20 protein-coding genes are annotated in these 23,377 nt (G+C 74.4%); 9 read left to right on the top strand and 11 right to left on the bottom strand.

Annotated features, from left to right (window positions below):
- Positions 1–22: 22 nt before the first annotated feature.
- From VE546_RS22475 to VE546_RS22445, 7 genes are all read right to left on the bottom strand, one after another.
- Positions 23–1,252: a Gfo/Idh/MocA family oxidoreductase gene (locus VE546_RS22475; RefSeq protein WP_324925201.1), complete on the bottom strand. Its 1,230-nt coding sequence runs from the start codon at positions 1,250–1,252 to the stop codon at positions 23–25.
- Positions 1,252–2,160, bottom strand: a complete 909-nt coding sequence (locus VE546_RS22470; RefSeq protein WP_324925199.1) for a carbohydrate ABC transporter permease — start codon at positions 2,158–2,160, stop codon at positions 1,252–1,254. Before VE546_RS22470 ends, VE546_RS22475 begins: the two co-directional genes overlap by 1 nt.
- Positions 2,157–3,086 (bottom strand): sugar ABC transporter permease, encoded by a 930-nt coding sequence (locus VE546_RS22465; protein WP_324925197.1) that lies wholly within the window; start codon positions 3,084–3,086, stop codon positions 2,157–2,159. Before VE546_RS22465 ends, VE546_RS22470 begins: the two co-directional genes overlap by 4 nt.
- A gap of 216 nt (positions 3,087–3,302) precedes the next feature.
- A complete protein-coding gene (gene araD / locus VE546_RS22460; protein ID WP_324925195.1) occupies positions 3,303–5,048 on the bottom strand; it encodes an L-arabinonate dehydratase in 1,746 nt (581 codons plus the stop codon).
- Positions 5,045–5,968: a dihydrodipicolinate synthase family protein gene (locus VE546_RS22455; protein ID WP_324925193.1), complete on the bottom strand. Its 924-nt coding sequence runs from the start codon at positions 5,966–5,968 to the stop codon at positions 5,045–5,047. Before VE546_RS22455 ends, araD begins: the two co-directional genes overlap by 4 nt.
- Complete coding sequence (locus VE546_RS22450) at positions 5,965–6,636, bottom strand: GntR family transcriptional regulator (protein ID WP_324925192.1); 672 nt, start codon at positions 6,634–6,636, stop codon at positions 5,965–5,967. The genes VE546_RS22455 and VE546_RS22450 overlap by 4 nt, the downstream gene beginning before the upstream one ends.
- A gap of 311 nt (positions 6,637–6,947) precedes the next feature.
- Positions 6,948–8,159, bottom strand: a complete 1,212-nt coding sequence (locus VE546_RS22445; protein WP_324925190.1) for a hypothetical protein — start codon at positions 8,157–8,159, stop codon at positions 6,948–6,950.
- Between the two features lie 386 nt (positions 8,160–8,545).
- Between VE546_RS22445 and VE546_RS22440 the strand changes: the two genes are divergently transcribed.
- Together VE546_RS22440 and VE546_RS22435 are read left to right on the top strand one after the other, a co-directional pair.
- Positions 8,546–9,724 carry a TerD family protein gene (locus VE546_RS22440; RefSeq protein WP_324925188.1) on the top strand — a complete coding sequence of 393 codons (1,179 nt, stop codon included), beginning with the start codon at positions 8,546–8,548 and terminating at the stop codon, positions 9,722–9,724.
- A gap of 275 nt (positions 9,725–9,999) precedes the next feature.
- Positions 10,000–10,191: a hypothetical protein gene (locus VE546_RS22435; protein ID WP_324925186.1), complete on the top strand. Its 192-nt coding sequence runs from the start codon at positions 10,000–10,002 to the stop codon at positions 10,189–10,191.
- 151 nt (positions 10,192–10,342) lie between these two features.
- Here the strand turns inward: VE546_RS22435 and VE546_RS22430 are convergent, their stop codons facing one another.
- Positions 10,343–11,812 carry an alkaline phosphatase PhoX gene (locus VE546_RS22430; protein WP_324925184.1) on the bottom strand — a complete coding sequence of 490 codons (1,470 nt, stop codon included), beginning with the start codon at positions 11,810–11,812 and terminating at the stop codon, positions 10,343–10,345.
- A gap of 85 nt (positions 11,813–11,897) precedes the next feature.
- A complete protein-coding gene (locus VE546_RS22425; RefSeq protein ID WP_324925182.1) occupies positions 11,898–13,400 on the bottom strand; it encodes a hypothetical protein in 1,503 nt (500 codons plus the stop codon).
- 329 nt (positions 13,401–13,729) lie between these two features.
- Here VE546_RS22425 and VE546_RS22420 point away from each other — a divergent pair, with 329 nt between their 5' ends.
- Both VE546_RS22420 and dapA read left to right on the top strand, forming a co-directional pair.
- Positions 13,730–15,568 carry an endonuclease/exonuclease/phosphatase family protein gene (locus VE546_RS22420; RefSeq protein WP_324925180.1) on the top strand — a complete coding sequence of 613 codons (1,839 nt, stop codon included), beginning with the start codon at positions 13,730–13,732 and terminating at the stop codon, positions 15,566–15,568.
- A 131-nt stretch (positions 15,569–15,699) separates the two neighbouring features.
- A complete protein-coding gene (gene dapA / locus VE546_RS22415) occupies positions 15,700–16,590 on the top strand; it encodes a 4-hydroxy-tetrahydrodipicolinate synthase (RefSeq protein WP_324925178.1) in 891 nt (296 codons plus the stop codon).
- Here dapA and VE546_RS22410 read toward each other — a convergent pair.
- Both VE546_RS22410 and dapD read right to left on the bottom strand, forming a co-directional pair.
- Positions 16,571–17,410 (bottom strand): EI24 domain-containing protein, encoded by an 840-nt coding sequence (locus VE546_RS22410; protein ID WP_324925177.1) that lies wholly within the window; start codon positions 17,408–17,410, stop codon positions 16,571–16,573. The genes dapA and VE546_RS22410 overlap by 20 nt on opposite strands.
- Before the next feature lie 73 nt (positions 17,411–17,483).
- Positions 17,484–18,482: a 2,3,4,5-tetrahydropyridine-2,6-dicarboxylate N-succinyltransferase gene (dapD, locus tag VE546_RS22405; protein ID WP_324925175.1), complete on the bottom strand. Its 999-nt coding sequence runs from the start codon at positions 18,480–18,482 to the stop codon at positions 17,484–17,486.
- Positions 18,483–19,056: 574 nt separating this feature from the next.
- On the opposite strand from dapD, the gene VE546_RS22400 reads away from it, so the two are divergent.
- Genes VE546_RS22400 through VE546_RS22380 form a run of 5 tightly spaced genes read left to right on the top strand, consistent with a single transcriptional unit; the run spans position 19,057 to position 23,326 of the window.
- The gene (locus VE546_RS22400; RefSeq protein ID WP_324925172.1) at positions 19,057–20,520 is read left to right on the top strand and encodes an ATP-binding protein; all 1,464 of its coding nucleotides are present in this window, start codon (positions 19,057–19,059) and stop codon (positions 20,518–20,520) included.
- Positions 20,517–20,933, top strand: coding sequence for a roadblock/LC7 domain-containing protein (locus VE546_RS22395; protein WP_324925170.1), 417 nt, complete (start codon positions 20,517–20,519; stop codon positions 20,931–20,933). Before VE546_RS22400 ends, VE546_RS22395 begins: the two co-directional genes overlap by 4 nt.
- Complete coding sequence (locus VE546_RS22390) at positions 20,930–21,292, top strand: DUF742 domain-containing protein (protein WP_324925168.1); 363 nt, start codon at positions 20,930–20,932, stop codon at positions 21,290–21,292. The genes VE546_RS22395 and VE546_RS22390 overlap by 4 nt, the downstream gene beginning before the upstream one ends.
- A complete protein-coding gene (locus VE546_RS22385; protein ID WP_324925166.1) occupies positions 21,270–21,869 on the top strand; it encodes a GTP-binding protein in 600 nt (199 codons plus the stop codon). Before VE546_RS22390 ends, VE546_RS22385 begins: the two co-directional genes overlap by 23 nt.
- On the top strand, positions 21,866–23,326 hold the full coding sequence (locus VE546_RS22380) for a cytochrome P450 (RefSeq protein ID WP_324925164.1): 1,461 nt from the start codon (positions 21,866–21,868) through the stop codon (positions 23,324–23,326). The genes VE546_RS22385 and VE546_RS22380 overlap by 4 nt, the downstream gene beginning before the upstream one ends.
- Positions 23,327–23,377: the final 51 nt, after the last annotated feature.

Genomic DNA, 23,377 nt, shown 5'->3' with positions numbered 1-23,377 from the left:
GCGGGGCGGGGGCGCGGTTCGGTCACGGTCCGGCCTCCTCCGCGGGCACGGCGGGCGCGGCCCAGGGGGCGGGCGGCCCGCCGGAGCGGGACAGTTCGGAGTACAGGGCGAGCCTCTCGGCCCCCGCGGCGACCAGTTCCTCGATGCCGGGGACCACCCGCCGCACGGAGCCGCCGCCGTCGCCGCCGGGCTCGGTGCGCCAGGCGTCCGCGGGCAGCGGGTGGGGCTCGGGGGCGGTGCGGACGGCCTCCACCAGGCGCATGAAGGCACCGGTGCGCTCCGGCGGCACCAGCAGCTCCTCGCCCTCGGTGAGGTGGGCGAGGAGGTTGCGCAGCAGGTCGGTGCGGGCGTGCTCGGTGGTCTTAGGCGCCCGTCCGCGGCGTTCCAGCCGGACGCGGTCCTGCTTGTACCAGAAGGTGATGCGGCCCCGGTCGCCGTGGACGACGACGTACGGCTCGCCGGGCCGCTCGGCGCACAGCGTCACGGCCGCGGTGACCTGGCCCGTGTCCGCGCCGCGCACGGTGCGGATGCGGGCGCAGGAGGTGTCGTCGGACTCGATGTCGTTGGCGCGGTACAGCTCCACCTCGATGCCGGCGACGTCCTCGGCGCGGTCGCCGCCGTCGATGCGCAGCGCGGTGGCCACGGCGTGGGCGAGGGGGTTGGTGAGCACCCCGTCCACCACGTCCCGGCCGTCCAGCCTGCGCCGTCCGGCCCAGGGGGCGCGGCTCCAGTACGCCAGGTCCCGCGACCACGCCCCGGCCGCCCCGATGCCCCGCACCGCGCCGATCGCGCCGTCGGCGACCAGGTCGCGGACGGCGGTGACGGCGTGCGAGCCGAGGGACTGGAAACCGATCTGGCAGGCGACCCCCGCCGCCCGCAGGCCCTCGGTCATCCGCTCGAACTCGGCGTACGAGGGGGCGGGCGGTTTCTCCAGCAGGACGTGCACGCCCCGCTCGGCGGCGGCCAGCGCCAGGTCGGCGTGCGTGTGGATCGGGGTGCAGATCACAGCGACGCGGGCGCCGGTGCGCTCCAGCAGGGCGGCGAGGTCGGTGGACTGCTCGATGCCGCCGGCGCCGTCCAGCTCCTCCGTCCCCAGGGGTCTCAGCTCGCAGATCCCGGCCAGGCGGACCAGGCCCGTCCCGGCGAGGCGGCGGATGTTGTCCAGGTGCCAGCGGCCGTGGCCGCGGGCGCCGGCGAGGACGACGGGCAGGGCGGGCGCGGCGGTGGCGCGACCGGGGACCGGTGGGGTCATCAGCCCTTCACCGCCCCCGCGCTGAAGCCGGTGATCAACCACTTCTGGATGAAGGCGAAGATGATCACCACGGGCACGGCGGCGACCACGCCGCCCGCGGCGAGCGCGCCGAGGTCCACGCTGTCCGCGCCGATGAGGGTGTTGAGGCCGACCGGGATGGTCTGCTTGTCCTGGGAGGAGAGGAACATCAGGGCGAACAGGAAGTGGTTCCAGCTGTGCACGAAGGCGAAGGAGCCCACCGCGATCAGGCCGGGCCGCAGCATCGGCAGCACGATGGCCAGGAAGGCCCGCATCCGGGAGCAGCCGTCCACCCAGGCGGCCTCCTCCAGCGACTCGGGGACGTTCCTGATGAAGCCGCTGATGAGGATCATCGACAGCGGGAGCTGGAAGACCGTCTCCGCGATGATCACGCTCCACAGGGAGTTGATGAGCTGGAGGTTGCGGAAGGTCTCGAACAGCGGGACGAGCATCAGGGCGCCGGGGATGAACTGCGAGCACAGCAGCGCCAGCATGAAGGCGTTCCTCAGGCGGAACCGGAAGCGGGCCAGGGCGTACCCGCCGGCCAGCGCCACCACCATGGTCATCAGCATCGAGGCGATGCCGACCTGGGTGCTGTTGAGGAAGTACGTGCCGAAGCTCCGCTCGTTCCAGACCTTCTCGAAGTGCTCGGTGGTCGCGGGCCAGGGCACCAGCGAGTCCGAGCCGGCCGGGCGCAGCGCGAACAGCAGCATCCAGTAGAACGGGACGAGCGTGAACAGCAGGTAGAGCCCGAGGGGGAGGAGGATCTGCCAGCGCGGCGGCCCGTCGGCGGGCCGGCGGCGCCGCGGCCTCCGCTCGGCCGGGGGCGGGGTCCCGCCGTCGGCCGGGGCGGGTGCCCGGGTGCCCTTCTCTGCGAGTGCGGCGGTCACGTGTCGTCGCCTCCGAACTTGCTCAGGCGCAGGTAGAGGATCGAGCAGAAGAGCAGGATCACGAAGGCCACGGTGGTCAGCGCGGAGGCGTAGCCGAAGTCGTGGCCGTCGATGCCGGTGTTGGCGACGTAGAGCGGGAGCGTGGTGGTCACGCCCGCCGGGCCGCCGCCGGTGAGGGTGTAGAGCAGGTCGACGTTGTTGAACTCCCACACCGCGCGCAGCAGCGTGGAGAGGACGATCGCGTCCTTCAGGTGCGGCAGGGTGATGTGCCAGAACCGCCGGAGGCGGCTCGCCCCGTCCACGGAGGCCGCCTCGTACAGGTCCTTGGAGACGGACTGCAGGTCGGCGAGGATGAGGATGGCGAAGAAGGGGACGCCGCGCCACAGTTCGGCCAGGACGGCCGCCCAGAAGACGGTGCCGGTGTCGGAGAGCACCGAGGTGCCGTACTCGCCGATGCCGACGTCGGCCAGGTAGCGGCTCAGCCCGGTGGAGGGGTTGTACAGCAGGATCCAGATGGTGGTGGTGAGCACCCCGGAGACCGCCCAGGGCGAGAAGACCAGGGCGCGGGCGACGCCGCGGCCGATGAACGTCTGATTGACGATCAGCGCGAGCGCCAGGCCGAAGACGAGCTGGAGGCCGACCTCCGCGACGACCCACTTGGCGCTGAAGGCGAGGGTCTGCCAGAACAGCGGGTCCTCGAAGAGGATCTCCCGGAAGTTGTCCAGACCCGCGTAGCCGTTCCGCCAGGGCTTGGTGACGTTGTAGTGCCGGAGGCTGTAGTACAGGACGCTGAGCATCGGATAGGCGATGAAACCCAGCATCAGCAGCCCGGCCGGTGCGATCAGCACGTACGGCAGGCCGCGTCTGCCTGGTGCGCCCGGTCTCCCGGACGGGGCGCGTTTCTTCGGCACGGCGGTGAGGGCCATTGCCGGGGCTCCGTTCTGTCGTCGAATGACTGTCGAACGTCGTTCGAGATGTCGGTGGGGATCGTCGGGCGGTCGGCGGACGGGGGCGTCGGGCGGGGTCGTGACGGGTCGTCGGGTGGCGCGCGGGGCCGCGCGGTGGCGCGGAGTGGTACGAGGCGGTGCGGTGCGTGCGGTGCGAGGCAGTGCGGTGTGGTGCGTGCGGTGCGCGGGCGCGGGTCAGCCCGCGTAGGGTTCGGGCACCTCGCCGGGCCGGGCGAGGAAGGCGAAGTCGCAGCCGGTGTCGGCCTGGGTGATGTGCTCCTGGTAGAGCGCCCCGTAGCCGCGTCCGTAGCGCGGGGGCGGCGGCTGCCAGGCGGCGCGCCGCCTGGCCAGCTCGGCGTCGTCGACCTCCAGGCGCAGGGTGCGCGCGGGGACGTCGAGGGTGATCAGGTCCCCGGTCTCCACCAGGGCGAGCGGCCCGCCGACGTGCGACTCGGGGGCGATGTGCAGCACGCAGGCGCCGTAGCTGGTGCCGCTCATCCGGGCGTCGGAGATCCGGACCATGTCGCGCACGCCCTGCTTGAGCAGGTGGCCGGGGATGGGCAGCATCCCGTACTCCGGCATGCCCGGGCCGCCCAGCGGGCCGGAGCCGCGCAGCACCAGGACGCTGTCGGCGGTGATGCCCAGCGCGGGGTCGTCGATGGTGGCCTGCAGGGTGCGGTAGTCGTCGAAGACGACCGCGGGTCCGGTGTGCCTGAGCAGGTGCCGCTCGGCGGCGATGTGCTTGATGACGGCGCCGTCGGGGCAGAGGTTGCCGCGCAGGACGGCGATGCCGCCCTCCCCGGCCAGGGGGCGGGAGGTGTCGCGGATGACGTCGTCGTCGTGGACGAGCGCGCCGGCGAGCTGCTCGCGCAGCGTGTCGTGGGCGACGGTGGGGCGGTCCAGGTGGAGGAGGTCCCGCAGCCGGGAGAGGAAGCCGGGCATCCCGCCCGCGTAGTGGAAGTCCTCCATCAGGTACGCCCCGCCGGGCCGGATGTTGGCCAGGACGGGGACGGTGCGGGCGATCCGGTCGAAGTCGTCCAGGGTGAGGCGGACTCCCGAGCGCCCGGCCATGGCGATGAGGTGGATGACGGCGTTGGTGGAGCCGCCCAGCGCGCAGACGGCCGTCACCGCGTCCTCGTACGCCTCGCGGGTCAGGACGGTGGAGAGCCTGCGGCCGGACCACACCATCTCCACGATCCGGCGCCCGGCCGCGGCGGCCATCCGGGCGTGCCCGGAGTCGACGGCGGGGATGGAGGAGGCGCCGGGCATGGTGACGCCCAGGGCCTCGGCGGCGCCGGTCATGGTGGAGGCGGTTCCCATGGTCATGCAGTGGCCGGGCGAGCGGGCCAGCCCGCACTCCAGCTCGGCCATCTCGCCGTCGCCGATGAGCCCGGCGCGCCGGTCGTCCCAGTACCGCCACATGTCGGTGCCCGAGCCCAGGACCTCGCCGCGCCAGTGGCCGCGCAGCATGGGGCCGGCGGGGACGAAGACGGCGGGCAGGTCGGCGCTGGCCGCGCCCATCAGCAGGGCGGGGGTGGTCTTGTCGCAGCCGCCCATCAGCACCGCGCCGTCCACCGGGTAGGAGCGCAGCAGCTCCTCGGTCTCCATGGCCAGCAGGTTGCGGTAGAGCATGGGGGTCGGCTTCTGGAAGGTCTCCGAGAGGGTGGAGACCGGGAACTCCAGCGGGAAGCCGCCGGCCTGCCACACCCCGCGCTTGACGGCCTCGGCGCGCTCGCGCAGGTGCTGGTGGCAGGGGTTGATGTCGGACCAGGTGTTGAGGATCGCGACGACCGGCTTGCCCAGGTGCTCCTCGGGGAGGTAGCCGAGCTGGCGGGTGCGGGCGCGGTGGCTGAAGGAGCGCAGCCCGTCGGTGCCGTACCACCGGTGGCTGCGCAGCTCCTCGGGGGCGAGGCGGGACCCGCTTCCGTGACGCTCCGTCATGTCAGCTCCCACTCCTCGACGATCGCGGCGACCCTGGCGCGCAGCTCCCCGGGCAGCGGTGCGCTCGGCGGGCGGACGTCGCGGCGGCACAGGCCGAGGCGGGCCAGGGCCTCCTTGACGACGGAGACGTTGTGGGCGGACTGGTCCCCGGCGCGCAGGTCCTCGAAGGCGCGGATGCGCTCCCAGACCTTCATCGCGGCGCCGTAGTCGCCGGCGCGCAGGGCGTGGAGCATCTCGGTGGAGACCCGGGGGGCGACGTTGACCAGGCCGGAGGTGAACCCGGTGGCGCCGCAGGCGAAGTAGGCGGGCGCGTACAGCTCGGCGAGCCCGGCCACCCACACGAAGCGGTCCAGCCCCGCGTCGCGGGCGAAGGCGGCGAAGCGGGCGGCGTCGGGGACGGCGTACTTGACGCCGATGACGTTGGGGCACGCCTCGCCGAGCCGGGCCAGGGAGGCGCCCTCGATCAGGGGGCTGCGCAGGTACGGCACGACGCCCAGCTCGGGCACCGCCTCGGCGACGGCGCGGTGGTAGTCCACCCAGCCGGCCTGTGAGACGTAGGGGTTGACGGGCTGGTGGACCATCACCATCCGCGCCCCGGCGTCCCGGGCCTGCTCGGCGGCGGCGGCCGCGGTGGCCGGGTCGTGGCCGACGCCGACGATGACCTCGGCCGCCTCCCCGACGCCGCGGTCGGCGGCCTCGGCCACGGTCAGCTCGGTCTCCAGCCGCCGCTCCTCGGGGGTGAGGGAGTAGAACTCGCTGGTGTTGCCGTTGGGGGTGACGGCCCGGACCCCGGCGTCCAGCAGCCGGCGGACGAGGGCGCGGTAGGTGTCGGCGTCCAGGCGGCCCCGCTCGTCGAACGGCGTGACGGGAATGGCCACGACGCCGGCGAGGGCGGCCCGCTGGGGGGAGAAGTCGGTCATGCCCGGCCTTCCTGGTTCTCCTCGGCCGGGAATGCCCGGCGGACGAATCCCTCGATGTGGTCGTGCAGCAGCCGGGCCGCTCCCTCGGCATCGCCGTCCAGGGCGCGGGCGAGGATCTCCCGGTGCTCGGCGGCCTCGCGCTCCCAGGAGGGCACCGCCTCCCAGGCGACGGTGGAGACCAGTGCCGCCTGGTCGCGCAGGTCGTCGAGCATCCGCGCCAGCAGCGGGTTGCCGCAGGGCAGGTACAGCGCGCGGTGGAAGTCGCGGTTGGCCAGCGACCGGTCGGCGCGGTCGGCGGCGGCGTCGGCCCGTTCCAGCGCGGCCCGGGCACCGGCCAGGTCCGCCCCCGCGGTGACGGTGCGGCGCAGCGCCTCCGGCTCCAGCAGCAGCCGCACGTCGTAGACGGAGCGGGCCATGGCGGCGTCCACGGTGCGCACGGTGGCGCCCTTGTACTCGCTCATCACGACCAGCCCGCGGCCCGCGAGGGTCTTCAGCGCCTCGCGGACCGGGGTCTTGGACACGCCGAACCGCGCGGCCAGCTCGGTCTCCACCAGGGGCTGCCCCGGGGGGAGCCGGCCGGTGAGGATGGCGTGGGTCAGGTGCTCCATGACGTACTGCGTCCTGGAGGGGACGGGCACCGGTGCGACACCGGTCAGGGGGACTCTCATGCGGGCGGCTCTCACGTCGGCTCTGGCGTGCGGCGCACGGGAGGCGGCATACGGGACCTGACGTCTCGTATATGACGTATGGCGTATGGCGTACGACGGGCGGTGGGAAGAACGTAGGGCGGCCCCCGGGCCCCGTCAACGGTTCCGGCGGAACTTTCGGGGGCCTTTTTGAAAGCGCTTACTGTGCGCGACGACCGACGGGTCGCCGGTCACGCGGCGCTGTCCGGACGCTGCCGGGAGCGGCGGCCGGACAGCGGGCCCACGGGGCCGGCAGCGGTCCGGCGGGGCCCGGCCGAGCCCCGGCCCGGACCTCAGCCCAGCCGGGCCAGCGCGGCGCGGACCGCCGCCAGGTCCGCGTCGGAGGCCAGCCCGGCGTGGTAGAGGCGCAGTTCGGTTGCACCCGACTCCCGGGCGTGCGCGGCATTCTCGGCCAGTTCCTCCGGTTTTCCTCCCATTCCCGACACCACCGTGAGGTTGGCGGCGAGCACGGTGGAGGGCGTGCGGTGCGGCAGGAAGGGCGCGAGCACCGCGGTCCGCTCGGCGTCGTCCCCGGTGCACGGCAGCACCACCCCGTCGGCCTGCTCCAGTACGCCGGCCGGGTCCACACCGACGTTGGCGCCGCAGCGGTGGGGGGCGGGATCGGCGTGCAGCAGCACCCGGAAACCCTCCGCCCGCCGGCTCCGGGCCTCCTCCCGCACGGCCTCCACGACCGCGCTCCGGAAAGCGCTCGCTACCTGGTCGCGCCAGCCCGCCGCCGCCCTGGCCAGGTCGGCTCCCAGCAGCTTCTCGACCCCGGCCCACTCCTCCTCGCGCCCCCGGGCGGCGTCCGCGCGCTCCCCGGTCCACAGCGGCTCCAGAGCGGTGGTGACGGCGCGCCGCAGCCGCTCGGGATCGGCGCCCGAGGAGGCGTACCCCGCCTCGCAGGCCGGGCAGAAGCACAGCGACATCAGGTACTGGCCGGCGCCGCCGAGCCGCACCCCGCCGATCTTGTCGTGGGCGCTCAGGTGCCCCAGGCCGTACCAGCCGCAGGACTCCAGCTCCGTACCGCGGGCGCCGGGACGCACGGCGGCCTCGGCGGCCAGACGGACGGCGTAGCCGCGCACCTCCTCCTGGGCGATGCAGGGCGCCCAGGGGTAGCGGTCGCCGTAGGCGTTGCGGACGCAGGTGCGGGGGTGCTCGGCGCCCAGCCGGGCGTTGTGGGCGAGGATCACCCAGGAGTGCACCTCCAGGCCGGCCTCGGCGAGCGCGGCGGCGGCCTCGCCGAACGGGTCGTCGCCGCCGGTCCACCCCTGCGCGTACGGGCGCAGTTCCCGGCCCTCCCAACGGGCCGGGTCCAGCGGGTAGTAGACGGCGGAGTGCCGGGCGGTGACGATCCGGTGGCGCGGGTGGCGCGGGGTGAGCGCCCGGGTGGAGTGGTAGGCGGAGGCGAGGGTGACCTGGCGGACGCCCAGGTCGGCGAGCCGGCGGGCGGCGTCCGGGTCGCCGACGACGTCCCAGGGGTAGACGAAGGCGGAGGCGCGCATCGGTAGCTCCTTGCTCGGCGGAGGCTGGCGGACGGTGCGGCGGCTGCGGAGACGGCCGGGCGGGACGGACGGGGGTGGAGCGGGCGCCGGTACGGCGACGGGCAGGGCCGTCCGCCGCTCCGCAGCCGGGCATCCGTTCATGGTGATGCCTGACGTGCACCCTTGTGAACCCCACCGGGCGTTCCGCTTCTGCCGCCCGGCCAGGCCGGGAGCGGTTCGGCGGCCCCGACGGGAGGGGTGAAGCCTCAGGGCCGATCGCATGCGTGAACGGCGTTCGCCGCTCGGTGCGCCGGGGCCGCCGGCGTACGGCCGCGCGCCGGGGCCGTACGCGCCGAAGGTAATGGAACCGCAAAGCGCCGCTGTCCGTTATCCGGACCATGACTGCAATGACTCCCGGCTCGAACCTCCCCCTGACCGCGGCGCGCGTGGCGGTGGACGTCACCGCCCCGGTACGGCTCGACGTGTCGGGCCTGCTGCTCGGCGCCGACGGCAGGGTGCGCTCCGACGACGACTTCGTCTTCTACAACCAGCCGTCCGGGCCGGGGGTGACCCACAGTTCCTCCGGCGGCGCCGACACGATCACCGTGGACACCGCGGCGGTGCCCGCCGACGTCGAGAAGGTGGTGGTGACGGCCAGCCTCGACGCCCCGGGCGCGACCTTCGCCGGCACCGAGCCCACCGCGACCGTCCGGGACGCCGCGAGCGGCGCGGTGGTGGCCACCTTCACCCCGCCCCGGCTGGGGCCGGAGACCGCGCTCGTGATCGTCGAGATCTACCGCCGGGGCGGCGCGTGGAAGGTGCGGGCGGTCGGCCAGGGGTACGCCGACGGGCTGGCCGGCATCGCCACGGACTTCGGCGTGACGGTGGCGGAGGAGCCCGCCGCGCCCGCCGCGGCGCCTTCCGCCCCGCCCACCGCGACCCCGGCGCCCTCCGCTCCGCCCGCCCCGGCCCCGGCGGCCCCTGCCGCGGCGCCCGCCCCCGCCGGCGGGAAGATCAACCTGGACAAGGGCCGGGTGGACCTGCGCAAGCACCAGACCGTCTCCCTGGTCAAGGGCGGCAAGCCGCTGCTGGGTTCGGTGCGGATGGGTCTGGGCTGGGAGCCCGCCTTCCGCGGCAAGGACGTCGACCTCGACGCATCGGTCATCGCCTACGACCCCCAGCGCAAGAAGATCGACTACTGCTACTTCGGCAAGCTCTCCATCCTGAACGGGGCGGTCCAGCACTCCGGCGACAACCTCACCGGCGAGGGCTCGGGCGACGACGAGACCATCACCGTCCACCTGGGCGGTCTGCCGCCCCAGGTGACGGGCCTGGTCTTCACGGTCAACTCCTTCTCCGGGCAGCGCTTCACCGAGGTCGCCAAGGCGTACTGCCGCCTGCTGGACGCCACCACCGGCGAGGAGCTGGTCCGCTTCGACCTGACCGGCTCCGAGCCGCACACGGGCGTGCTGATGTGCAAACTGATCCGGCAGTTCTCGGGCGAGTGGGAGATGACGGCGCTGGGCGACTACGTCGACTCCCGCACGGTCCGCGGCATGGTCAAGCCGGGCGGGGCGGCCCTGTAGGCGCCGCGGGCGCGGCGGAGGGCCGGTGAGGGACCGGTGAAGGGCTGGTGAGGGGTCCGCGCGGGGGCGCCGACGGCGCGCCACGGCGGTTCCGCGGAGTGATATCCGTCGCACCGGTCGCAGGCGACCGCGCTCCCCACCCACCGGTCGGAAGGGCGTGTTCGCAGGTCAACGGCTATGTCGGTTATGTAGGGAGCAATTGAGGTTTGAACGACACGGGGGAAGGGAAAGCAGCGGGACCTGCCGTTGTCATACCCAGCCCCTACGCTGGTCCCATGTCCACCACTCCCGAGCAAGGATCCCCCCGCCCCCAGCGCCAGACCTCCGCCGAGGCGAACGAGGCGCTCCGCGCCTTCGTACGCGCCCACGGGGACCGTCCGTGGACGCTGACGGAACTGGCGGAGCTGGACCGGCTGCGGGCCCTGTGGCGGGAGGCCGCGCGGGACGGAATGATCACCGCCGCCTGAACGCCGCGCCCCCGGAGGGCGCATGACAAAGCGGCCCGCGGGAGTTCTCCCCCGCGGGCCGCTCCGCGTCGGAGCGCCGCCCGCCCCGCGCATCCCCCGCACGCGGGCGTGCGGCGGCGCCCCGATGCGGCACCTCGATGCGGAGGCCCGCTCAGTGGCGCCGCCAGGGACCGGTGATCGCCAGCAGGATGCCCGGCTCCTGGATGGAGGCGAACAGCGTCCTGCCGTCGCCCGAGAAGCAGACCCCGGCGAACTCGCCGTACTCCGGCTCCTCCCCGGTGCCGATGTTCACCTCGTTGCGCGCGATCGGATAGGTCCGCCCGCGATCGTCGGCGCCCATCAGGTGCTGGAGCCCGTCGCCGTCCTCGGCGATGATCACGCCGCCGTACGGCGAGACCGTGATGTTGTCCGGACCGTCCGCGCCGTCCCCGGCCAGCGGGTCCCGGTTCCGGCCGAAGCGCAGTCTGAGGGTGAGGGTGCGGCGGCGGGGGTCGTAGAACCACACCTGGCCGTCGTGGGGCCGTCCGGGGCTGTCCTCCTCGCGGGCGTAGGAGGCCACCACGTACGCGCCCCCGTCGGCCCACCACATGCCCTCCAGCTTGCGGGCGCGGGTGACCTCGCTCCCGGTGAACTGCCGCCGGACGGGCACCTCCCGCGCGTCGCGGTCGGGCACGTCCACCCAGTCCACGCCGTAGACCGTGCCGGGCTTCACCGCGCGGGAGAGGTCGTCGACGAACCGGCCGCCGGAGTCGAAGCAGCGGAACGCCTGGAGGGTGCCGGCGTCGTCGGCGAGCGAGCGCAGTCGCCCGCGCCCGTGCCGGAAGCCCCGCGGCGGCGTCCAGCGGAACAGCAGGCCGTTGGGCTCGGAGTCGTCCTCCGTCAGGTACAGGTGGCCGCGCCGCGGGTCCACCACGACGGCCTCGTGGTCGAAGCGGCCCAGCGCCTTGATCGGCCGGGGGTCGCGGTTGGCCCGGTGGTCGAGGGGATCGACCTCGAAGACGTAGCCGTGGTCCCGGGTCATGCCGTTCTCGCCGGCCCGGTCGGAGTTCTCCTCGCAGGTCAGCCAGGTGCCCCAGGGGGTCACCCCGCCCGCGCAGTTGGTGGAGGTGCCGGCGATGCCGACCCGTTCGGCGAGCTTCTCCCCCTCCCTGGAGACCTCCACGACCGTGCAGCCGCCCGCGGCGGCCGGATCGTAGACCAGGCCCTCGGCGAGCGGCACGGGGTGCTCCCAGTCGCTCCGGGGCCCTTTCAGCTCGTGGTTGTTGACCAGCAGCGTCGTGCCGCGCGGTCCGTCGAAGGCCGCGGTGCCGTCGTGCTTGGCGGGGGTGTACTCGCCGCTCTCCAGACGGGTGACGCCGCTGCGGGTCAGGACGCGGTAGGTGAAGCCCGCGGGCAGGGCGAGCACCCCGTCCGGGTCGGGCAGCAGCGGGCCGTGGCCCGGCGCACCGCCGCGCCCCTCCCCGCCGTGCTCCCCGTGCTCCGCGTACCGCCCGCGCTCCTCGGCGCCGGACGCGCCCCGGGCGGCCAGGAAGCCCGCGCTGCCCGTGAGGGCGATCCCGGCGCCGGCGACGACGGAACGTCTGGTGAGATCCCCGCGGCTGACTGGGCTGCTGGTCGGCATCGTCTCTCCCGTCGGCTCTGCACGATGCCGTACACGATCCCGCCCTCCGGCGAACACGAGTTGAACGCGGCCCGAACCGGGCCGCTCAGCCGCGCGACCTCGCCCTGTACGCCGCCTTGCGGGCGTCCTTCGCCGCCTTCCGGTCGGGGTGCACGCGGCTCATCGCCTCCAGCACCTCCCCGGTGGCCGGGTGGTCCACGCGCCACGCCTTGTCGAAGAAGCCGCTGTGCTGGTCGACCAGGCCGCGCACCAGGTCGCGCAGTTCCGCCGACCCGTCCCCGCCGCCCTCGGCCGCCAGTTGCGCGGCCAGGGTGTCCACGGTGAGCCAGAACACCATCTCCTCGGACGGCGCCGGGACGTCCGCGAAGCCGCGTTCGGAGAGCCAGACCCGGGCCAGTCCGCCCAGGTGGCCGTCGTCGAGGACCTCGCGCAGGGCCGGCTCGGCCTCCGCGCCGACCAGGGAGAGGGCCTGCTGGCAGGCCAGCCGGCGGCGCGGCGCCGCCTCGTCGTCGCCCCGGGCCGCGGCGAGGAGTTCGCGGGCGGCGTCCAGGGGGGTGCGCCGGGCGAGCCACAGCTCGACCTCCGACCGGGCGGCCTCCTCGCCGTGGCCGGGCAGCGCGGCCAGCAGGGCCCGGGCGTCCTCCCCGGCGAGGTCCCCCACGACGGGGGCGGTGACGCCCGCCTCCAGCATCCGTCGCCGCACGCCGTACAGGCCGAGCGGGGTGAGCCGCACCATGCCGTAGCGGGCCACGTCCTCCTCGGCGATCCCGCCCAGGTCGCCGGCGTCGTCCGGCTCGCCCGGGCCGTCCGGGCCGTCCGGGCCGTCGGAGGCTCCCGCGTCCACCTCCTCGATCAGGGCGGTGTCCACGGGCCGGTAGGCGATGGCCCCGGTCGGCTCCAGCAGCCGGAACTGCTCGTCCAGCTTCACCATCAGCACCGAGACGTCCTCCAGGACGGCGTCGGTGGGGTGGTTCATGTCCTCGGGGACGACCATCGAGGCGGCGAGCACCGGCAGCGGCACCATCGCCCCGGCCGTCACGGCGGGATCGGTGGCGGTCAGGACGTAGAGGTTGCCGAGGGCGCTGTCGAGGAAGCCGGCCTCCTCCTCGAGGTTCCAGGGGAGCCCGTCGGGGCCGAAGTCGTCGGGACCGGCCTCCTCCCCGAGGCCGGACGCGGCGGCGTCGGCGAGCACCGTCTCCAGTCCGCCCTGCCAGATCTCCAGCACGTCGGCGGGACCGCCCCGGGTGAGCAGGGCCAGTTCCGCTCCGGGGGTGACCGTGTCGCTCCCGTCACCGTCCCCGCCGCCGTCCTCGACGACCTCCAGCAGGCCGGTGTCGACGGCCAGGTCCCACGCCCGCGCGGCGTGCGCCGGGCCGTCCCCGTCGGCGCCGAGGCCGAGGTGGGCGGCGGCCTCCGCCAGCCGGTCGGCGGGCAGCCCGCCCCCGGCGGCCACCCGGGTCCGCTCCCCCGCCCAGCGCGCGAGCCTCGCGGCGCGGGACAGCAGCGGCGAGGCGAGGGCGTCCCGCGCCAGTTCGGCGTCGGCGGGCAGCCGTACGGGGGGCGCGGTGGGACGGGCGGCACCGGTCATCTGAGGGGGCTCCTCGGTGGGCGTGCGGGCACGACGCTGCCCCAGCGTAGACCGCTTCCGCCGCCGCCGTCCGGTTCACCGGATCTTCCAGTCCCGTACAGTCGCCCCTCCTTGACAAGTACCCGGCCGGGACGGCACGTTACGCGCGTAGAAATCGCACAGATCGCACAGTACGACCAGTACCACCAGTGCGACCGGTGCCGCCCGCAGGACCGGCACCGTCCCCCTCCCGCCTTCCCCCTCCCCCCTTCCCTCTCCCGCTTTTCCGTCTCCCTCCCGTCCCGGCGCCCCGGCGTCCCGGCTCTCCCGCACCGTCCCGGAGGAACCCCTTGAGCAGATCCCCGGCCCGCACCGCCGCACTCACCGTCGCCGCGCTGACCTCGACCCTGCTGGCCGTCCCCGCCTCCGCGGCGGACCGGGCGGCCGGGACCGGGGCGGACGCGGTCCGCGTCCACGACATCCAGGGCGGCACCCGCATCTCGCCCCTCGACGGCGAGCACGTCACGGAGGTGCCCGGCGTCGTCACCGGCGTCCGCACCCACGGCTCGCGGGGCTTCTGGATCCAGGACACCGCGCCCGACGGCGATCCGGCCACCAGCGAGGGCCTCTTCGTCTACACCGGCTCGGTCCCCACGGTGGCCGTCGGCGACCTGGTGCGGGTCTCGGGCACGGTCGGCGAGTACCGCCCGGGCGGGAACTCCTCCGGCAACCAGACGGTCACTCAGATATCCCGCCCCGCGGTGACGGTGGTCTCCTCCGGCAACGCCCTTCCCGACCCCGTCGTCCTGGACTCCGCCTCCGTCCCCGGGGCGTACGCCCCCGAGGGCGACCCGGCCGCGGCGGGGAGCATCGAGGGGCTCCCGCTGCGGCCCGGCACCTACGCGCTGGACCTGTACGAGTCGCTGGAGGGCATGGACGTCCAGGTCCGCGACGCCCGTGTGGTCGGCCCCAGCACCGAGCACGCCGAACTGTGGGTGACCGTCGAGCCCGGGGAGCGCCCGACGCGGCGCGGCGGCACGGTCTACGGCGGCTACGACCAGCAGAACCCCGGCCGCCTCAAGGTCGAGTCGCCGGTGCCGCCGGCCGAACGGCCCTTCCCCGCCGCGAACACCGGCGACGTGCTCGCGGGCGCGACGACCGGGCCGCTGGACTACGACCAGTACGGCGGCTACCACCTGGTCGCCCGCGAACTGGGAACGGTGGAGGACCGGGGCCTGGAGCGGGAGCGCACCCGCCGGCAGCACCGCGGCGAACTGGCCGTCGCCACCTACAACGTGGAGAACCTCCACCCGGGCAACGAGCAGGAGAAGTTCGACCGGCTGGCCCGGGGCGTGGTGGACAACCTCGCCTCCCCCGACATCCTCGCCCTGGAGGAGATCCAGGACGACAACGGGCCCCGGAACGACGAGGTGGTGACCGCCGGCGAGACGGTCGCCAGGTTCGTCGAGGCCGTCGTGGCCGCGGGCGGCCCGCGCTACGACTGGCGCTCCGTGGACCCGGTCGACGACGCCGACGGCGGCCAGCCCGGCGGCAACATCCGCAACGTCCTCCTCTTCAACCCCCGGCGGGTGTCCTTCGTGGACCGGCCCGGCGGCGACGCCACCACCGCGGTCGGCGTCCGGCGCGAGCGCGGCCGGGCGGCGCTGACCCACTCCCCCGGCCGCGTCGCGCCGGACGACACCGCCTGGGAGGACAGCCGCAAGCCGCTGGCCGGCGAGTTCCGCTTCCGCGGCAGGACGGTCGTCGTGATCGCCAACCACTTCGCCTCCAAGGGCGGCGACCAGTCCCTGCACGCGGCCGTCCAGCCGCCCGGCCGCCCCTCCGAGACCCGGCGCGTGGCGCAGGCGAAGGTGGTCAACCACTTCGTGCGGCAGGTGCTGGCGGTGGACGGGAGGGCCCGCGTCGTGGTCCTCGGCGACATCAACGACTTCGAGTTCTCCGCCACCGCCCGCGAGCTGACCGCGGGCGGAGCGCTGCGCAGCGCGGTGCTCTCGCTGCCGGCGTCCGAGCGCTACACCTACGTCTACGACGGCAACTCCCAGGTGCTGGACCAGACCCTGGTCTCCCCCGCGATCCGCCGCTTCGACTACGACATCGTGCACGTCAACGCGGAGTTCGCCGACCAGGCCAGCGACCACGACCCCCAGGTGATCCGCTTCCGCCCCTGACGCCCGCACACGCCCGCCGAGTCCGCACGCCGCGCCCCCGCGGGAGCGCGGCGTGCCGGCCGGGGCCCCGGGGAGGCGCGCCCGCGGAGTCCGGGTGGACCCGGCGCGCCGCCGTGGACCAGACTCCCGGCATGTCCGACTCCCCCTTCGGCCGCGTCGCCGCCGCCATGATCACCCCGTTCACCTCCGCGGGCGCCCTGGACCTTCCGGGCGCACAGCGGCTCGCCACCCACCTGGTGGACCGGGGCGGCTGTGACGCGCTGGTGCTGAACGGCATCGCCGGCGAGTCCCCGACCACCTCCGACGAGGAGAAGACCACGCTGGTACGGGCCGTGGCGGAGGCCGTCGGCGACCGGGCCCGGATCGTCGCGGGCGTCGGCTCCGCCGACACCCGGCACTCGGTGGAGCTGGCCCGGGCCGCCGAGCGGGCGGGCGCCCACGGCCTGCTGGTCGTCACGCCGTACTACTCCCGCCCCACCCAGGAGGCCATCGCCCGCCACCTGGCCGCGGTCGCCGACGCCACCGCCCTGCCGGTGATGCTCCACGACGTCCCCGCCCGCACCGGCGAGGGCACTGCGCTGACCGCCGGAACGCTGGCGCGGCTCGCGGAACACCCGCGCATCCGCGCGGTCGAGGACTGCGCCGGTGATCTGATGAAGACGGCGAAGGTGCTGGGCTCCACCGCTCTGGCCTGCTACTCCGGCCGCGACGAGCTGAACCTGCCGCTGCGCGCGATCGGCGCCCACGGCTGCGTCAGCACGGTCGCCAACGTGGCCGGTCCCGCCGTGCGCGGCGTGCTGGACGCCTTCGACGCCGGCGACCACGCCGAGGCCACCCGGCGCCACCTGGCCCTCGTCCCGCTCGTCGACGCGATGACGTCGAAGGTGCCCGGCACGGTCGCCGTCAAGGCGCTGTTCGCCGCGGCGGGGCTGCCGGGCGGCCCGGTGCGCCCGCCGCTGCTCCCGGCGGACGCGGCGCTGACGGCGCGGCTGGCCGACGCCCTCAGGCGGGTCCTGGGGTAGTCCGCGTCTCCCGCGGGTCCGGCGCCTGGGCCCGGGCCGGGTCCTGGCCGCCGCCTCCGTCCCCGCTCCTGCTCCCGCTCCCGGGGCCGCCCACCAGGTCCCGGACCAGGAGGGTGGCGCCCGCGACCGCGCCCGGCATCAGGAAGACCGCGGCCAGCGGCACCAGGAAGCACAGCACCAGCGGCACCCCGAAGCCGAGCGCGAGGGCCTTGCGCCCGCGCAGCAGCCGCAGCCGCTCCCGGACGGGGACGTCGCGGCGCTGCAGGGCGACCGAGGTCAGCTCCACGGTGAGGAAGAAGCCGGAGACGGCGAAGCCGAGCACCGGGACGACGGTCTGGCCGACGACGGGGACGAAGCCGAGCGCGAACAGCAGCACGGCGAAGCCGGCGGCCCGCAGCAGCACGTGGACGTTGTCCCGCAGCGCGATCCACACCTCGCGCCACAGCGGGCGGTCGGGGGCCTCGGGCGCCCCGCCCTCGGACTCCTCCACCTTCTCCGACAGCGACTCGTAGAAGGGGTCGCCGATCAGCAGGGTGGCGGCGGTGAAGGTGAGCACCGCCAGCAGCAGGCCCGAGGCGAACAGCAGCGCGGTGAGGGTGCCGCGCAGCAGCCCGGCCCAGGGCGAGCCCCAGTCGTCGGCGAACGGCGTGGCCCAGGCCACCAGGTCGTCGGACCAGAAGGCGAGGGCGGTCAGGGCCGCCGCGTACAGCACGAGGGTGATCAGCGCGGGCAGCAGCCCGAAGCCGAACCACCGCCCGTTGCGAAGGACCCACTTCTGGCCCCGGCCCAGGTACCGCATTCCGGTCACGAGATCACCCATGGCCGGAAAGGGTAGCGGGCCCGCCGCCCGGGACGGGTGGCGGGCCGGAGGGCCACGGCCCGGGCGGCCGGGGTCAGTTGTGGCTGTGGAGCGCCTCGTTGAGGCCGCCCCAGGTGCCGGAGCGCTGCAGGGCCTCGACGGTGCCGGTGGTGGAGTTGCGGCGGAAGAGGAGGTTGCTCGCGCCGGACAGCTCCAGGGCCTTGACGACCTGGCCGTCGGGCAGGGTGACCCGGGTGCCCGCCGTCAGGTACAGGCCCGCCTCCACGATGCAGTCGTCGCCGAGCGAGATGCCGAGGCCCGCCTCGGCACCCAGCAGGCAGCGCTTGCCGATGGAGATGGTCTGCTTGCCGCCGCCGGAGAGGGTGCCCATGATCGAGGCGCCGCCGCCGATGTCGGAGCCGTCGTCCACGACGACGCCCGCGCTGATCCGGCCCTCGACCATGGAGGTGCCCAGCGTCCCGGCGTTGAAGTTGACGAAGCCCTCGTGCATCACGGTGGTGCCGGAGGCCAGGTGGGCGCCCAGCCGCACGCGGTCGGCGTCGCCGATGCGCACGCCCTTGGGGATGACGTAGTCGGTCATCCGCGGGAACTTGTCGACGCTGGTGACCGTGAGCTGCTTGCCGGCGGCGCGGGCGGCGAGGCGGGTCTGCTCGATCCGGTCCACGGGGACGGGGCCGAGGTTGGTCCAGGCCACATTGGCCAGCAGGCCGAAGATGCCGTCGAGGTTCTGGCCGTGCGGCTTCACCAGGCGGTGGCTGAGCAGGTGCAGCCGCAGGTAGACGTCGTGGGCGTCCAGCGGCTTGTCCTCCAGCGAGGAGATCACCGTACGGACCGCGACGACCTCGACACCGCGGAGCGGGTCCGGACCCAGTGCCTGCGGCGCGGCGTCGCCCAGCAGCTCGGCGGCGCGCTCGGCGCTCAGCCGCTCGGTCCCGGCCGGGCCGGGCTCGTCGGTCAGCTCGGGCGCGGGGAACCAGGTGTCGAGGACGGCCCCTCCGTCGGCGGCGATGGTGGCCAGCCCGGCGGCGACGGCGCCGGTCCTGCGGGGGGAGGGTGCGGGTGCTTCGGTCATGGTCAAACGCTAACCGGACGCGCTCCGCGAACGCGAACCGGTCCGCCGGCCGGACGCCCGTGCGCGCCGGGGCCCGCCGCGTGCTCGCGGCCGGACGCGGGCGGCCCCGCGGGGCGGTCCCGCCGGGCGCCTCCCTCCGGCCCGGGGAGCCCCGGAGGCCCCGGGGAGCCCCGGAGTGCGGGGCGCGCGGTGCGCCCGGATCGTCCGGTCACCGCCGCGGGTGTGCCGCCGGCCGGCGCGGAGCGGGCGCGGGCCGAGCCGTCGGGGGACGCGCCCGGACCGCCCGGCGCGCCGATTGCCGCCCATATGTGAAGAGGACGTGACGGACCGGCGAAGAGCGGGGTCACAAGCCCGGATTGGTGACCTCCGGACGCTTGAAGCATGTGGCCGACCCTAGGATGATCTGGCATTCCAGCGCCCGTAGCGGACGTGGGTGGGCTCTGGCATCACCAGCGTCGTGCCCGGTATGTCGATCCAGGTCGATCGGAATCCGACGGATCGCCAGAGCCGGCCACTCCCGCATGTCGCGTTCCCGCCCGGGCCTGGCGTCCGCTCTTTCCTGCCTGAGGATCTGATGACTCAACACATACCAGAGGCGGTGTTCTGGTGCCTTGCCACAACCGTTCCCGCGGTTGTGCTGCTGGTGCGTCAGAGCCGGATCAGCGCCCGCCTGCGCCGTCGCCTGACGCGTTCCGAAGCCGCGCTGCGCGCCCGTGAGGAGGAGGTCCGGCATCTCGTCGAGGCCCGGCTCCCCGCACTGGTCGAGGCGCCCCACGGCGACGCGTCCGTGCCCGGCCCGCTCGACGCGGAGCTCGCCACGACGGCGTACGGGGCGAACCTGGAGAAGGTCATCGGGATGTTCACCGGCGCCGCCGAGGCCGCGCGGTCCCGCGCCGACCAGTCGGCGAAGGCCGCGCTGAAGGGCGCGGTGCGCGCCCTTCAGGCCCTGGCGAACGAGCAGCAGGTGTCGATCTCGGACATGCAGGACCGGCACGACAACCCCGACGTGCTCCGCGACCTGCTGGAGATCGACCACGCCAACGCCCAGTTCGGCCGGAGGGCGCAGGCCATCGCCGTGCTCTGCGGTTCGTGGCCGGGGCGGCAGCGCGTCGCCTCGCCGCTGGTCGACGTCGTCCGCGGAGCCACGTCGCGGATCCGGGACTACCGGCGCGTCAAGGTCCACTCCGAGGTCGACATGGACGTGGTGAGCCGGGCCGTCGAGCCGGTGGTCCTCGCGGTCGCCGAGCTGCTGGACAACGCGGCGCGGCACTCCCAGCCGAACACCGCCGTCGAGGTCGACATCCGGCCCGCGCACAACGGTGTCAGCATCGTCATCGACGACGCGGGCATCGGCATGGACGCACGCGAGGTCGAGGAGGCCACCCGGCGCCTGTCCGGCCGGGAGGACATCGACATCAACCGGCTCGGCGACCCGCCGCAGTTCGGCTTCGCCGTCATCGGCGTGCTCGCCGCCCGGTACGGCTTCAGCGTCTCCGTCGACACGCGGTCCCCCTACGGCGGTGTGCGGGCCGTCCTCTTCCTGCCCAACGCGCTCCTGGAACAGCAGCGTCCCGCCGAGCCGGCCACCGCCGTCCGGGAGACCGGGGCGCCGGACGTGCCGGACGTACCGGACGTGCCGGACGTGCCGGACGTGCCGACCGCGCTGGAGCCCGCCCCGGAGCCCGTCCCGGCCGCGTCGTCCGGCACCGGCCCCTCCGGGGACGCCGCGGACGGGCCGGCCTCCCCGGAGGCACCCGCCCTTCCCCGGCCGGCCGCCGAGCCCTCCTCCCCTCCGGCGTCACCCGCCCCGGCCTCCTCCCCGGCGGCGGTACGGGAGTCCACGGCGGGGGGCCTGCCCAAGCGCCGCCGGCGCGAGCCCCGGCCCCACCCGTCCGCCGACGGCACGGTCCCGGCCGGCTCCGGCCCCGCGCTGGTCCGCCCGGCCACCGAAACCGCCTCACGCATGAGCGCTTTCGCCCGCGGCACCCGCTCGGGCCGCGGCGCATCCCCGGACAGTGAAGGGAACCCCCAGGAATGAACGGCCACATGACCAACGAGCTGGGATGGATGCTCGACGAGGTCCTGAAGGTGCCGGAAGCCCGCCACGCCATCCTGCTCTCCGCGGACGGCATGCTCCGCGCCCACTCCCAGGGCATCCGGCGCGACGAGGCCGAGCGGCAGGCCGCGGCCCTGTCCGGCCTGCAGTCCATCAGCCGCAGCACCGCCGAGTTCTGCGGGAACGAGTCCTCGCCCTGGCAGCAGACGCTCGTGGAGTTCGTCGACGGATACGTCTTCCTGGTGGCCGCCGGCGCGGGCGCCTACCTGGCGGTCTCCGCCGGCCAGAACGTCGACATGGAGGCGGTCACCTACAGCATGCACAAGCTGGTCGACCGGCTGGGCAAGGAGCTGACCACTCCGCCCCGGCAGGACTCCGCGTCCGGTACCGCATGACTCCGCCCCGTCCCCGGCGTGAGCGAGGGCTGGTACGGCCGTACGTCATCACGGACGGCCGGGCCCATCCGACGCGCAACGTACTGGATCTCGTGACGCTGGTGACCGCGGTGAGCAGCCGCCCCCTGAGCGGTCTGAACCCGGAGAAGCGCCGCGTCATGGAACTGTGCCGGGGAGGGGCGCTGTCGGTCGCCGAGGTCGCGGGGCACCTCGGTCTGGCCACGAGCGTCACCAAGGTGCTGCTCAGCGACCTCATCGACAGCGGCCACATCACCGTCCGGCCCCCCATCCCCAAGGCACAACTGCCCGACGCCCAACTCCTGCAGGAGGTACTCGATGGGCTCCGCGCCCGTTTCTGATCGGGTCTATGTCGCGGACACGGTCACCACCGCGGTCAAGATCCTGATCGTGGGGCACTTCGCCGTCGGCAAGACCACGTTCGTCGGCTCGCTCTCCGAGATCCGGCCGCTGCGCACCGAGGAGATCATGACGCAGGCCGGCGAGATGATCGACGACCTGGCCGGGGTCCCCGACAAGACCACGACCACCGTCGCCATGGACTTCGGCCGCCTCACGCTCAGCGACTCGCTGGTGCTGTACCTGTTCGGCGCCCCCGGGCAGAAGCGCTTCATGCGGCTGTGGAAGGACATGATGCAGGGCGCCCTCGGCGCGCTGGTGCTGGCGGACACCCGGCGGCTCGACCAGTCCTTCGACATCATGAGCGTGCTGGAGGAGCACGGGATGCCGTACGCGGTCGCCGTCAACCAGTTCGACGGCGCGCCGGTCTTCCCCGAGGAGGAGGTCCGCGAGGCCCTCGACCTGCTCCCGGAGACCCCTCTGGTCACCTGTGACGCGCGCGACACCGAGTCCTCGTCCAAGGCGCTGATCGCCCTCGTCGAGTACCTCCAGACCCGCACCCTTCAGGAGCAGCGATGACCACATCCCGACCCGTGTCGGACGCCGTGCCGCCGCCGGGCTGTCCGGCGCACGCCGCCGTCGCCGGCGGCACGGACACACCCGGCCGTACCGGCCTCCGGGCCGCCGAGCGCATGTACGGCCCGGAGTTCGCCGCCGATCCCATGGCGACCTTCACGCGCCTGCGCGCCCACGGCTCCGTCGCGCCCGTGGAGATAGCTCCCGGCGTCGACGCCTGGGTGGTGCTCGGGTACGAGACCGCCCTGGAGGTGCTGCGCAGCCCGGAGCGGTTCTCCAAGGACCCGCGCCGGTGGAAGGCGCTGGCCGAGGGGAGGGTCCCGGCGAACAGCCCGGTCGTGCCGATGATGATGTACCGGCCGAACGCCCTGTGGACCGACGGCGAGGAGCACAGCCGCCTGCGCCGCGTCATCACCGACAGCCTCGGCCGCGTGGACCCCAACGCGCTGCGGAGCTACGTGGAGCGCAGCGCCGACACCCTCATCGACCGGTTCGGTCCCCGGGGGGAGGCCGATCTGCTCGGCGAGTACGGTGCCGTGCTGCCGCTGCTGGTCTTCGAGCAGCTCTTCGGCTGCCCGGCCGACATCGGCGACAAGATGGTCCGTGGCATGGCGGGGATCTTCGACGCCAACGCCGACTCCGAGAAGGCGAACGCCCTGCTCACCGAGGCCGTCGCCGAGCTGGTCGCGCTCAAGCGGAGGCAGCCGGGGCCGGACGTGACGTCCTGGATGATGGCCCACCCCAGCGGGCTGACCGACGAGGAGATGATCCACCAGTTGGTGCTGCTGCTGGGCGCGGGCACCGAGCCCGAGCAGAACCTGATCTGCAACGGCCTGCGGCTGCTGCTGTCCGACGACCGGTTCGCGGGCGATCTGGCGGGCGGCAGCATGCCCGTCGAGGACGCGCTCGACGAGGTGCTGTGGACCGACCCGCCCATGGCCAACTACGCCATCCACTACCCGATCCACGACGTGGAACTCGACGGGACCCTCCTGCGCGAGGGCGAGCCCATCCTGATCAGTTTCACCGCCGTGAACAACGACCCGACCCTGGTCAGCGACCGCCGGGTCGGCAACCGGGCCCACATCACGTGGGGCGTGGGTCCGCACACCTGCGCGGCGAAGGGCTCCGCACGGCTGATCGCCGCGGTCGCCGTGGAGAAGCTCCTCGACCGCATCCCCGACATCGAGCTGGCCGTCGGGGTGGAGGAGCTGGAGTGGCGGCAGGGGCCCTTCAACCGGGGCCTGGTCTCCCTGCCGGTGCGCTTCCCGCCGATCGCCCCCGCACAGCGGCCCTCCGAGGACCGCGGACGGGACGCGGAGCCGGTCCCGTCGTCGCCTCTGCCGTCCGCGCCGGCGCCCGTGCCCGGGGGGACCGGGTCCACGGACGGGGCGGACGGAGCAGACCGGTCCACGGGGCGCTGGTGGAGTTCCCTGGCGCGGTGGTGGCGCGGGCGGTAGCCGGGACGGCCGGCCGTGGCGTGCAGCGGCCCGGGCCCGCCGGCGTGTGCC

Origin of the sequence: Streptomyces sp. (assembly GCF_035644915.1) — a bacterium.
Lineage (GTDB): Bacteria > Actinomycetota > Actinomycetes > Streptomycetales > Streptomycetaceae > Streptomyces.
The sequence above is the reverse complement of the archived record's forward strand: the minus strand, read 5'-3'. Positions and strand labels throughout refer to the sequence as shown.